Genomic DNA, 12,871 nt, shown 5'->3' on the forward strand with positions numbered 1-12,871 from the left:
TGACGGGCGGGTCACCGCGCCCGGCCAATCTCAGACGGCCTCGGAGGGGTCGGCGACTCGGGACGCTTCGAGCGAGACAGAGCGAAACGCGTGGCCGTTGCCGTGCCGCCCGCTCCGAGCACCCCGCCAAGAACCGCGGTTGATGCCATGAGGGAGGGATCATCACTGGCCGCGACCCGGCGGGCCGCCTCCTGGTAGTGCGTGATCTGATGTCCCGGACCCAGACCGAAGCCTGCACCCTCTGGTGTCCCCACTTGGTCGATGAGCGTCACTGTAACTCGGTTCCTGGTGTCCGGGTTCGGTGTCCCGTCAGTTCCGGGCACCCAATCCTGCCTGTGTTCCAGATGAAGGGCCTCGACGTCGGAAGTTGGAACAATGCCACCCACGGGGGAGCCGGCCGTGAGCACATATTTCAAGTCGTACTCGTTCAGGAACAACTCGTCGGCGGCAAGGTTCATGGCATGGATTCCACCTTGGCTGTAGCCCACGGCCACTACGGGTGCACCCCTTTCGGCGCCGGCATCCTCCAAGGCCTGCAAGACGGCCGCGTTTAGTTCAGCGGAACCGTTTCCGACGCCGTCAACGATGCCGGCTTCATCAAACGGGTTGGCTCCGCCCAATTCGCCCCCGGTCTGAGTACCTGGAAGAACGACGACATAGGCCTTTTGTCCGCCGTTGTCCGTTTCCAGGACCTCGATGTAGCCGCGCCCCCTCTCGTCGATGATCCGCACCCGCTCCAAGAGCGAAGCGAGGGAGCCGTCGAACTCAATAGGCACCGTTTCCTGCCGCTCAACAGCAACAGGCCGGGGTTTGAGCGGAGGGACCAGGGTTTCCGCAAGGCCAAGAATGTGGTGCCGTGCCCTCGCGACGTTGCGAAACACCAGATCAGTGCCACGTAGGTCTGGGAACATGCCCGCAACGTCCATTCGCACGTGTTCAAAGTCCTTGAGCGACGGAATTCCCATGTCAGCAAAACAGTTGGTCGCCGCTTCCGCCATCTCGTAGTCGTGTTTGCTGGCCCGCACCTGGCTGCTGATCGCCTGCAGCTCTGCGCGGACAGCTTGCACGCTCCGCTGCGCCTCGCCCAAGGAGATTTCGGCTTCTGTCCCGAATGCCTGGGCCTGGGACAGACGCAAACCACTCTGGATTCGGCTCACTTCAGCCTCTACCGCCGCCAGCTCGCTGGCAAGGTCATCGAGCTTCTCCGCCCCGCCCATGAGTTCCTCGAACTGGAATGCGATGCCGCCAATTCCGCCCCTGATTTCCAGACCGCCGTCAACGGCAGGCCCGCTCACCTGAATGGGCCCAGCACTTCCAGATGGCGTCACCTCGGCCATCAGTACTGCCCAACCAGGCTGCCGCCGGAGGACAGCCCCACCTCCTGCGCGTGGCGGTTCACTGCCAGCCGTGCGTCCTCGAGCCGTGCGAGCGCCCTTCCCAATGCGACCTCCTGTAGAGCCACCGAGACCCGGTACGCCCGCCCGGCCGGTGATTGCCAGTCCAGCATCTGGATCTCCCTAAACCTGGCAAGAACCGTATCCACCTGCCCTTCGCACACGGCCACCCGCCCCGCCAGGTGCTGAACCTCGTTGCCCCTCGCTGTGAGCGCCGCCAAGTCACCTACTATGAAGTCGCTGCTCATTCCCTCTCCCCCTCGCCACCACATGTGAGGCCAACTCCTGAACCCCGACGCTACGGAACGCCGCCCCCACGACGGAAGCACCGCCGTCGGCTATGTGGACAAGTCACGCCGCTGTTCACATGCGACGGACCGCTTCAGCGGCAGTGAGGAGTTCATGAAAGAATCAGCACATGCCTGAAACTGCCGCCACAGCTGATACCCGCACGCCCTCCGGACGCCTGGCCCTCGCCGCGTCACCGGACCAGATTGCCCTGGGTCCGCTGGACGGCCGTTACCAGTCCGCCGTTGCGCCCCTCGTTGACTACCTGTCCGAGGCAGCCCTGAACCGTGACCGCGTGGCCGTGGAAGTCGAGTGGCTCATCCACCTGACCAGCAACAATGTCCTTCCCGGCGCAGGCCAGCTCACCGCGGAACAGCAGCAAAATCTCCGCGCGATCGTCACCGAATTCAACTCCGCCTCGGTGTCCGAGCTCGCCGAAATCGAAGCCGTCACCGTCCATGACGTGAAGGCCGTGGAGTACTACATCGGCCGCCGGCTGCCCGCCATCGGCATCGAGAACCTGACCGCCATGGTCCACTTCGGCTGCACGTCCGAGGACATCAACAACCTCTCCTACGCACTGGGCGTCAAGGGTGCGGTGGAGGACGTGTGGCTGCCCGCCGCACGCGCCCTCGTGGCCCAGATCAGCAAGATGGCCGAGGACAACCGCGCAGTCCCCATGCTGTCCCGCACGCACGGCCAGCCCGCAACGCCCACCACCCTGGGCAAGGAACTGGCAGTCATCGCGCACCGCCTGACCCGCCAGCTGGACCGGATCGCGAAGACCGAATACCTGGGCAAGATCAACGGCGCCACCGGAACCTACGCAGCCCATGTGGCTTCTGTCCCCGGCGCCGACTGGCAGCAGGTGGCCAAGAGCTTCGTCGAGGGCCTGGGCCTGACCTGGAACCCGCTGACCACCCAGATCGAAAGCCACGACTGGCAGGCCGAGCTTTACGCCGACGTCGCCCGGTTCAACCGGATCCTGCACAACGTCTGCACGGACATGTGGAGCTACATCTCCATCGGCTACTTCGCCCAGATCCCCGTGGCCGGCGCCACCGGATCCTCCACCATGCCGCACAAGGTCAACCCCATCCGGTTCGAGAACGCCGAGGCCAACCTGGAAATCTCCTCCGGCCTCCTGGACGTGCTGGGCTCCACGCTGGTGACCTCCCGCTGGCAACGCGACCTCACCGACTCCAGCAGCCAGCGCAATATCGGCGTGGCATTCGGCCACTCCCTCCTGGCGATCTCCAACGTGGCCAAAGGCCTGGACCGCCTCGATGTTGCCGAAGACGTCCTCGCCGGCGACCTCGACACCAACTGGGAAGTCCTGGGCGAGGCTATCCAGATGGTCATGCGCGCCGAGGCGATTGCCGGCGTCGAAGGCATGGAAAACCCGTACGAGCGGCTCAAGGACCTCACCCGCGGACAGCGCGTTGACGCCGCCCGGATGCAGGAATTCGTCCAGTCCCTGGGGCTCTCCCCCGAGGCCGAGGCGCGGCTGCTCGCCCTCACGCCCGGCAAGTACACTGGCATCGCGGACCAGCTGGTGGACCACCTCAAGTAGGACGCTGCAGGCACAAGAAGTACGACGGCGGCGCCGGGTCCTTGGCGGGCCCGGCGCCTTCCGTGGTTGAGCCTGCCGAACGGTTGCGGTGGGCGCGCCCGACGTCGGCCCGGCAGGCAGACTCCGGATCTCGCCGCCGGATGCGAAACTGGAGTCATGAAGCTGCTCCTCATCCGCCACGGACAGACCCCCGGCAACGTACTCGGCCAGCTGGACACCGCCCACCCGGGGCCGGGGCTGACCGAGCTGGGAGAACGCCAGGCCGAGGCCATGGCACGGTCCCTAGCCAACGAGCAGATAGGCGCAGTGTACGCATCCACCCTTCTGCGGACCCAGATCACGGCCGCCCCGCTGTCCCGGCTCCGCGGGCTTGAGGTTGAAGTCCTGGATGGGCTGCACGAGATCGAAGCAGGGGCGCTGGAGAAACTGACCGACCACGAGTCGCACATGCGTTACATGGGGACAGTGTTCGCATGGGCAGCCGGTGACCTGGACCGCCGGATGCCTGCCGGCCCGGACGGCCACGAGTTTTTCGAACGGTACGACGCCGCCATCAACCGGATTGCCGAGCGCGCGGCCAGCAATGGTGGCTCCGCCGTCGCGGCTGTGGTGAGTCACGGCGCGGCCATCCGCACCTGGACCGGGCTCCGCGCCGCCGGCGCCGACCATGAGTTCGCGGCCCGCCATGTCCTGTCCAACACGGGCATCGTGGCCCTGGAAGGGGACCCCGGCGCAGGCTGGAAGCTGATCCACTGGGACGGGAGCCCGGTGGGCGGCCTCGCTCTCGCGGATCCGACCGCCGAGGACCCTATGGGCGGCGCCGCGTAGCCGCTGGGAAACACTGGACGCCATGCGGCGGGGCGTCCATGATGAAGTCAGGCATGAGGCTTCCCCAGGGGACCACGGCCAGTGGTGCCAGCCCTTGCCGTGGAGGCGCAGTGGAATGTCACGCGAAACCGCACCGGCTGCCCAGGGAGGGGCTGCCGGTCCGTTCGAGGCCAACGATTTGTTCTTCGCGGACTACTACGAGCACGTCGCGGCGGAGGACCTCCTGGACTACAGTCCGGAGACCCTGGGCCGGCGGGCCCGGTACCACGCGGAATTAGCGGGCATCCGCGCTCCCGGACAGTCCGTCGTCGGGGTCCTGAATGAAACCGATGCGAGCATCGTGATGGTGGTCGCCAATGACATGCCCCATCTGGTTCACTCGGTGACAGCCGAGCTGACCAGGGAGAGCGCGTCGATCCGGCTGCTCGTGCACCCCACGTTCCGGGTGCGGCGGGACCCTGAAACGCATGCGTTGCTGGACGTCGCGCATGGGCCATCGCGGGCCGGACTGACAGCGGCGAACGCGGGCCACGCGGAAATCCCGGACGTCCGCCCGGACGAGTTGGACGGCATCCAGGATGGGGCCACAGAGACTTGGGTGGCTGTGGAAATCGGCAGGCTGCCTGGGGACTTGGGCGCCGAGGAAGTCATCGCGAACCTCCACGGGGTGCTGGCCGATGTTCAGGCAGTCGCCGAAGACCTCCCAGCCATCCATGCCCAGGTGACAGCCGCCGTCGGCTCCGTTGACGGATTCCCCAGCGCCACGGACCCGGCCCCGGATCAGCTCCGGGAACTGCTGCTCTGGCTGGACAACGGCAACTTCGTGTTCCTCGGGTACAGCGAATATGAGCGCACGACGGCGGGCGGCCGGGATGCCCTGCGCGTGCGGGCGGGCGCGGGGCTGGGGCTGCTCCGGGAGGACCGACCGGAAGGCGGGACTGGTCCGGCCTCCGGCGCACCGCACACAGCGGAGTCCGTGGAGGCAAGCCTCCTCAGCCCGCGAGCACTCACGCTCGCTACCTCGGATCTGCGTTCCTCGGTCCCCCGGCCCGCCTACCTGGACGAGATCCGTCTTCGGATCTTCGACGATGGCGGAGCCGTTGCCGGAGAGCGGCGCTTTGTGGGCCTGCTCGCTCCGGGCGCCACCGGCCAGTCCGTACGCCGCATTCCGGTGGTCCGGGACAAGGTCCTGGCCGTGCAGGAGCACCTTGGTTTCAAGACTGCCTCGCACCAGGGCAAGGAACTGCTGGCTGTGCTGGAGTCGTTTCCACTCGACGAGCTGTTCCATATGGAACAGCTCGATCTGGCCCAGCTGGCCACGGAGATCCTGCGCCTGCAGCAGCGCCGCCAAACGCGGCTTTTCCTGCGGCCGGACAGCATCGGTCGCTTCATGTCCGCCCTGGTTTTCCTTCCCCGGCGCCGCTACAACACTGCGGTCCGGCTCAGGATCGAGCAGGAACTCAGGCACGCCTTCAAATCCCCGTCCATCGAGTTCGAGGTCCGGCTGGGCGACTCCCCCATGGCCCGGGTGTTCTTCCGGATCCTGCTGGGCCCCGGGACGCCAGCACCCGACGTCGACCCCCTGGAGCTGGAGCGGCGTGTAGTGGCGGCAAGCCGCTCGTGGACGGAGGGCCTGGACGAGTCCCTCCGTGACCGATTCACCGCAGAGGAGGCGGCGCGGCTCTCGACACTGTGGCAGGGCTCGTTTCCGCCCGGCTACCGTGCGGACCACGACGCCGAGGACGCGGTCCGCGACATCGCCGCCTTCGAGGAATTCGACCTTGACGGGACGGGCGGGCGGGCGCTGGACAACCCTCTGTTGACTGTCTATGTCCGGCCGGAAGCCACGCGGCCGCCGGCAGAGGACGCGCGGATGCGCCTCTACCTGACCAGCGCCCAGAGCCTCACCCGGTTCCTGCCATTCCTCCACAACCTGGGGCTTGAGGTGCTGGACCAGCGTCCCTTTGAGCTTCGGCGCGCCAACGGACAGGACCTCTTCCTCTACGACCTCGGGCTGAAGTACCCGCCCGGCATCGATCCCCTGGAAACCAGCATGCTGTTGGCGGATTCGTTCTGCGCGGCCATGCGCGGAGACATCGAGTCGGACGGCTTCGATGCCCTGGCGATCAGGGAGGGGGTCAGCTGGCGCCAGGCCGTGGTCCTCCGCAGCTACGCCAAATACCTGCAGCAGCTGGGCACCCTGAATTCCTATGGCTTCATGGCGGACACCCTGCTGTCCAACACCCGGGCCACGCACGCACTGCTGGCGCTTTTCCACGGCAAATTCGTTCCCGGCATTGACTGGACCAGGCGCCTCCGCGACACGGCTGCCGCCAGGAAAGAACTGATGGCCGCGATCGAGGAAATCCCCAGCCTCGACGCCGACCGGCTGCTCCGCACGTTCATGAACCTGATCGAAGCCACACTTAGAACCAACTACTTCCTGGACAGGCCCCACCTGAGCTTCAAGCTCAGCCCGGCCGCCATCCCCAACGCACCGTTTCCGCGGCCCAAGTTCGAAATCTGGGTGTACTCGCCGCGCGTGGAAGGGGTTCACCTGCGCTTCGGCATGCTGGCCCGCGGCGGCCTGCGCTGGTCGAACCGCAGCGAGGACTTCCGCACCGAAGTCCTGGGGCTGGTCAAGGCCCAAAACGTCAAGAACTCGGTCATAGTACCCACCGGGGCCAAGGGCGGCTTCTACCCCAAACGGCTTCCGGATCCTACGACTGACCGGGCCGCATGGATGGCGGAGGGACAGGAGAGCTACCGGATCTTCATCCGGGGAATGCTCGACCTCACGGACAACCTGCTTAGTTCCGGAAGCGGCAGCACTGTGGTGGCCCCCAAGAATGTGGTCAGGCACGACGGCGACGATTACTACCTGGTGGTGGCCGCTGACAAGGGGACGGCTGCTTTTTCGGACACCGCCAACGAGGTGGCCCACACGTACGGCTTCTGGCTCGACGACGCCTTCGCCTCCGGCGGATCCGTAGGCTACGACCACAAGGAAATGGGCATCACGGCACGCGGCGTGTGGGCGTCGGTGAAGCAGCACTTCAGCGAGCTGGGCCTGGACACGCAGCAGGAGAATTTCACGGTCGCGGGCATCGGCGACATGAGCGGCGACGTCTTCGGCAACGGGATGCTGCTCTCCCGCCATATCGTGCTCGTGGCAGCCTTCGACCACCGGCACATCTTCCTGGACCCCAACCCCGATCCGGACGCCTCCTACGCCGAACGCCGGCGGCTGTTTGAGCTGCCCCGTTCCTCCTGGGCTGACTATGACGCCCGGGCCATCAGCGCGGGCGGCGGCGTCTACCCCCGGTCCGCAAAGACCGTCCCGATCAGCGATCCGGTCCGGATCGCGCTGGGCCTCGAAAAGGGCCGGAGCAGCATGGCGCCGCAGGAACTCCTGCAGGCCATCCTGCGCGCCCCCGTGGATCTGATCTACAACGGCGGCATCGGGACGTACATCAAGGCCTCCAGCGAAACCCAGGCCGAGGTGGGAGACAAAGCCAACGACGCCATCCGCGTCAATGGACACGAGCTGCGGGCCCGGGTCATCGCCGAAGGCGGGAACCTTGGCGTCACCCAACGGGGCCGGATCGAAGCCGCGCTGCACGGAGTCCTCCTGAACACCGATGCGATCGACAACTCGGCCGGCGTCGACTGTTCCGACCACGAGGTCAACATCAAGATCTTCGTCGATGCGATGATCGCGGCAGGACTGATGCGCCGGGAGGAGCGGCCCGGGTTCCTGCATTCGCTCACCGATGAGGTGGCCAGGCTCGTCCTGAAGGACAACACCGAGCAAAACGCGCTCCTCGTGGCCGAGCGGCAGCTGGTGCTGAACTGGAGCCCCGGGTTCGAGCGGACCATGGACTGGCTGGAAACCACCGCCGACCTGGACCGGAACCTCGAGGGGCTGCCAAGCGCGGCCTCCCTGCACGCCCGCCTGGAGCACGGGGAAGGTCTGACGTCCCCCGAACTGTCCGTGCTGGCCGCCTACGCCAAGATCGAACTGGCCCGGGAACTGAACGCCAGCGACCTCGCCGACGACCCCTGGTTCCACCAGGCCCTGCGCAGCTACTTCCCCCGCCAGATCGTGGAACGCTTCGGCGCCGAACTGGACAGGCATCCGCTGCGCCGCGAGATCGTGGGAACCATCATGGCCAACGACATCGTCAATATCGGCGGAATTACTTTCGCGTTCCGCGCCATCGAGGAAACCACGGCAAGCGCCGCCGCTGTTGCCAGGGCCTTCGTCGTCCTGCGCGAGGCTTACGATCTGGATTCGATAGTCGCGGCCTTGGCCGCACTTCCCCCGGGATTCCCCACCAAGGAAAGCGCCGGCGTGGCCCTGCACATGCGAAGGCTTTTGGACCGTGCCACCCGCTGGTATGTGACCCATGACCACAGGGACCAGCCGATCTCCGACGCCCTGGCCCGCATCAAGCCGACGCTCGACATCCTGCGAACGAGGACCTCGCACTACTTGCGCGGGGCCGATCTCGACCTTGTGGAGGAGCGCCTGGCGCACTGGGACAGCGTCGGTCTGCCCACGGAGCTCGGCAAGCGGGCGTCTGATTTGCTGGAAAGCTTCGGTCTCCTGGACATCTCGCTTATCTCGGAACAAGTCCAGGAGCCCGTCACCGCGATCATCGACGTCCACTACGCAATCTTCGAGCGCATTGGCGTGGTCAGGTTGTTGCTTCGCATAACGGACCTCCCCAGGGCGAACCGCTGGGAAGCCCTTGCCCGGGCGGCGCTGCGCGACGATGCCTATTCGGCCGCCGCAGACATGACCACGTCCGTCATGAAGTCCACTCCACAACAAGCTGTAGGAGTCGATGCCGTGGAACGGATCGTGGCCTGGGAACGCGGGTACCAGGAGCAGCTGGCCCGGATCAAGGACACGTTTGCTGAAGTGACCAAACCAGGGGACGTGGACATCGCTTCGATCTCCGTCGCCCTGAAGCTGCTGCGAACCCTCGTCCGCCGGTAGCCCGCAGTTCTCCGGACGCTTACGCCAAGGAAACACCACGGTAACCGCGGCCTCTTAGGCTTGTCAGGCATCACCCTTCGGCGAAACGAGGCAGTCATGCAGACCAACCCACGGCTCAACATCAGGCAGGTCACCTGGGCCAACCCTGTGGGTGCCGATCTGCGCAGGGCCCAGCAGGCGGAACTGGACGCCCGCTTCGGTACCCCTGACCACGAACCGGGGACCCCGCCGTCGGGCGCTGACTGTGCCGTGTTCCTGGTGGCGTACGACAAAGGCTCGGGACAGCCCGTGGGCTGCGGCGGACTCAGGCTGCTGGACAGCGCCACGGCCGAAATCAAGCGACTCTACGTGCTCCCGTATACGCGCGGCTCTGGCGTGGCCAGCTCCATCCTGGCTGCCCTCGAAGCGGAAGCGCACAAGCAGGGCATCACACGCATCAAGGCCGAAGCAGGCTCGGCGCAGCCGGACGGCCGGAACTTCTACGAGAACTCCGGCTTCGATTCCGTCCCCAACTTTGGCGCTTACGTGGGCGTGGAGCACTCGTACTGCTACGCCAAGTCGATTGACTCGCACAGCGCCGCCCACACTGCCATGGCCTGAGCCAAATCCGGGTGTCGGTCCGTTACACAACAACTGCCACCACGCAACCTGCGCCGCGGCACGCTAACCTCGCCATATGGAATCCACTGACATCACCTTCCGCACCCGCAAATGGATCCGGCCGGAGGACCTGAACGCCAACGGGACCCTCTTCGGCGGAAGCCTGCTGAAATGGATCGATGAGGAAGCCGCGATCTACGCCATCCTCCAGCTTGGCAACGGCCGTGCGGTCACGAAGTACATCTCGGAGATCAACTTCGTGAGCTCCGCGGTGCAGGGAGACCTTGTGGAAATGGGCCTGACGGCGACGCGCTTCGGACGGACGTCATTGACTATGCGCGCCGAAGTCCGAAACATGATCACGCGCCAAAGCATCCTCACCATCGAAGAGATCGTCTTTGTGAACCTCAGCCCGGCCGGCAAGCCCGAGCCCCACGGCTACACCGAAATCACGTATGAGCGGGACCGGATTCCCACGCATCACCTGACGGAAACCCTCATTCAGGACTGACGACGGCGGGACGGCCCCGCGCGCGCGGCGGGGCGGGTGAGACCCGAGCGGGCGCTGCAGGGGCCGGGGCGCCGGCCGTTTGCGATGGATCCCTGGGGCGTACGGCATAAGATCGATAGCCGGACCCATTGAAAGGACCCTCGTGGCCAAGCTCTACTTCCGCTACGGCGCCATGAACTCAGGAAAGTCCACCGGGCTCCTGCAGGCCGCCTTCAACTACGAAGAGCGGGGCCAGCGTGTCCTTCTCGCCAAGCCCGACGTGGACACCAAAGGCGATACTGACATTGTGTCCCGGCTGGGCATGACCCGGTCCGTGGACTTCCTGATCTCCGCCACCACGCCCGTGCGCGAACTCTTCGCCGCTCATGCGGCCGGGGACGACCCCGATGCCCTGCTGGAGCACATGGACCAGAAGCCGGTGGCCTGCCTGCTGGTGGACGAGGCCCAGTTCCTGACCCCGGACCAGGTGGATGACCTGTTCCGCATCGCCGTCCTGGACAACGTGCCGGTACTCGCGTACGGCATCAGGACAGACTTCCTGACCCGCGCCTTCCCGGGATCGCGCCGGCTTCTGGAGGTCGCCCACACGCTGGAAGAGCTCAAGACCATTTGCCGGTGCGGGCGCAAAGCCATCTTCAACACCCGGCGCGTTGGCAACGAGGTGGTGTTCGACGGCGACCAGGTCGCCATCGACGGCCAGGACGTCTGGTACGAATCCCTGTGCGGCTCCTGCTACCTCGAGGAGTCCGGCGGCCGCCTGGGCTCGTGAGTTTGACCCCGCCGCCTGTTCCCACAATCGGAACGGCAGGGCAACGCCGCCGAAACACCCCGCTGTGATCCTTGAGGCATGAAGCCCACTGCAAGGAACCCTGCCGCGGCTGATTTGAGCTGTGAAGTCTGCGGCCTGATGCCGGAACCCACCAAGACCCGCCTGACCTTGGCCAACGTGGCCGTTATGCTCCCGATCGAACTGCTGGTCCACGCCCTCGTGGTGGGAACGCACCTGCCGTATCTTGCCAAGGTGCTGGTCCTTACGCTCACGGCCACAGTGCTGGTGATCTGGGTGGCGGAGCCGTCCGCCGCCCGGCTGCTCCGCGGCTGGCTGCACGCGCCGACGCTCCGGCACCACAGGAAGCTGGGCAGCGCACCGTCGTTGTGGCGGGCGCGCACGGTGCTCCAGGACCACCCGGGTTCGCTGCAGAAAATCACCCGGGCGCTGGCCCGCCTGGACACCAACATCCTCAGCATCCACGTCCACCCCGTTGCAGGCGGCGTGCTGGACGAGTTTGTGCTCTCGGCGCCGGGGAACCTCAGTGAACGGCACCTGCTGGAGGCACTGCACGACGGCGGCGGCTCGAGTTCGCGGGTCTGGCCCACCACCGCGCTGGCCATGGCGGACGGCCAGACGAAGGCGCTGAGCCTGGCGGCACGGATCGCCGACGCCCCGGACGAGCTGCCGCTGGCGGTGGCCGAGCTGCTTCGCGCCCGCATCCTCACCCCCGCAGAGGCCACCCTGGAAGCGGACGACGCCGGCACCCGCCTGAAGATCCCCACCGCCTGGCACGGCCCCATCACCTTCGCCCGTCCCGGCGAACCCTTCACGCCCGCCGAGTCAGCCCGCGCGCACCGGCTCGCCGAGCTCGCCGAAATCTTGGCCCACCGGCCAACCTCGGCCCAAGTGACTGGCATTTAACGTCGTCATTCCCGCGTTTGACGACGTTAAATGCGAGTCAGTTGGGGTTACATCCGGATGGTGAGCGCGCCGGGCTCAATGGTCATCAGGACGTGCTTGCCGTCGCCTTCGTGGTCGCCGTCGAGCTGGTAGTCATCGTTGTGTTCGAGGGTGACCTCTACGGTTTTGCCCTGGTAGTACTCCACGGACGTGTCCTTGCCGCGGCCCTTGCCGATCATGCCAGCCACCACGGAGAACCACCCGAATTTCCCCCTCGGTGCCAGCACGGCCACGTCCAGCAGGCCGTCATCCATCTTGGCGTCCGGGAAGATCTCCAGTCCGCCCTGGACCTTGCCGCAGTTGCCCACCATCACGCTGCGGACCCCGCGGTGCACCACTGTTTTGCCGTCGAGGATGATGGTTGCCTTCACCGGCTTGCCCGGCAGGTTCCGGATCCCGGCGTCCACGTAGGCCAGCCAGCCCACCTTGTCCTTGAGGTCCTCGTTGGTGTCGGCCATGATGGTGGCGTCGTAGCCCACTCCGGCCATGACCAGGAAGACTTGCTCCTTGTCCGGATCATCGCGGACGGCCCGGACCACGTCGATCTTCCGCTCCGTGCCCGCCAGGGCCCCGGCCATGGCGCCGTCAAAATCCGTGACGTCCATTCCCAGATTCCGGGCCAGGAGGTTTCCCGTGCCGAACGGAAGCAACCCCATGGGCACGTCCCCGCCGGAAAGGACCTCGGCCACACACCGCACGGTGCCGTCGCCGCCGGCGGCAATAACGACGTCGGCCCCTTGCTTGAGTGCCTCCTTCGCCTGGCCGACGCCGGGGTCCTCCTTGGTGGTCTCCAGCCAGATGGGATCGCCCCAGCCGTTCTCCGAGCAATGCTTGGCCGCCAGGGCACGCACGTCGATGTCCACCGGCTTGGCAGGATTGATGATGATGGCCGGGCGCTTGGGGGAAGTGGAGCTGTTGGCTGTCATGGTGTCCTTCGCTG

The 12,871-nt window shown here is 66.1% G+C and carries 10 protein-coding genes; 7 read left to right on the top strand and 3 right to left on the bottom strand.

Going from position 1 to position 12,871, the window contains the following annotated elements:
- Positions 1–11: 11 nt before the first annotated feature.
- Both CXR02_RS16000 and CXR02_RS16005 read right to left on the bottom strand, forming a co-directional pair.
- A complete protein-coding gene (locus CXR02_RS16000; RefSeq protein ID WP_258061032.1) occupies positions 12–1,295 on the bottom strand; it encodes a hypothetical protein in 1,284 nt (427 codons plus the stop codon).
- Between the two features lie 41 nt (positions 1,296–1,336).
- Entirely contained in the window at positions 1,337–1,642 is a 306-nt protein-coding gene (locus CXR02_RS16005; RefSeq protein ID WP_104062890.1) for a hypothetical protein, read from the bottom strand.
- Between the two features lie 170 nt (positions 1,643–1,812).
- Between CXR02_RS16005 and purB the strand changes: the two genes are divergently transcribed.
- The 7 genes from purB (at position 1,813) to CXR02_RS16040 (ending at position 11,892) form a co-directional block, all read left to right on the top strand.
- Positions 1,813–3,255 carry an adenylosuccinate lyase gene (purB, locus tag CXR02_RS16010; RefSeq protein ID WP_104062891.1) on the top strand — a complete coding sequence of 481 codons (1,443 nt, stop codon included), beginning with the start codon at positions 1,813–1,815 and terminating at the stop codon, positions 3,253–3,255.
- A 156-nt stretch (positions 3,256–3,411) separates the two neighbouring features.
- Positions 3,412–4,083: a histidine phosphatase family protein gene (locus CXR02_RS16015; protein ID WP_104062892.1), complete on the top strand. Its 672-nt coding sequence runs from the start codon at positions 3,412–3,414 to the stop codon at positions 4,081–4,083.
- Between the two features lie 115 nt (positions 4,084–4,198).
- Entirely contained in the window at positions 4,199–9,088 is a 4,890-nt protein-coding gene (locus CXR02_RS16020) for an NAD-glutamate dehydrogenase (RefSeq protein WP_104062893.1), read from the top strand.
- 96 nt (positions 9,089–9,184) lie between these two features.
- Positions 9,185–9,688, top strand: a complete 504-nt coding sequence (locus CXR02_RS16025) for a GNAT family N-acetyltransferase (RefSeq protein WP_056341852.1) — start codon at positions 9,185–9,187, stop codon at positions 9,686–9,688.
- Between the two features lie 76 nt (positions 9,689–9,764).
- Positions 9,765–10,199: an acyl-CoA thioesterase gene (locus tag CXR02_RS16030; protein WP_082575848.1), complete on the top strand. Its 435-nt coding sequence runs from the start codon at positions 9,765–9,767 to the stop codon at positions 10,197–10,199.
- Between the two features lie 142 nt (positions 10,200–10,341).
- Positions 10,342–10,968 carry a thymidine kinase gene (locus tag CXR02_RS16035; protein WP_104062894.1) on the top strand — a complete coding sequence of 209 codons (627 nt, stop codon included), beginning with the start codon at positions 10,342–10,344 and terminating at the stop codon, positions 10,966–10,968.
- Positions 10,969–11,046: 78 nt separating this feature from the next.
- Complete coding sequence (locus CXR02_RS16040; protein ID WP_104062895.1) at positions 11,047–11,892, top strand: ACT domain-containing protein; 846 nt, start codon at positions 11,047–11,049, stop codon at positions 11,890–11,892.
- 47 nt (positions 11,893–11,939) lie between these two features.
- On the opposite strand, the gene CXR02_RS16045 is transcribed toward CXR02_RS16040, so the two are convergent.
- The gene (locus CXR02_RS16045; protein WP_104062943.1) at positions 11,940–12,857 is read right to left on the bottom strand and encodes a diacylglycerol kinase family protein; all 918 of its coding nucleotides are present in this window, start codon (positions 12,855–12,857) and stop codon (positions 11,940–11,942) included.
- Positions 12,858–12,871: the final 14 nt, after the last annotated feature.

Source organism: Arthrobacter sp. 4R501 (assembly GCF_002929755.1).
GTDB lineage: Bacteria > Actinomycetota > Actinomycetes > Actinomycetales > Micrococcaceae > Arthrobacter.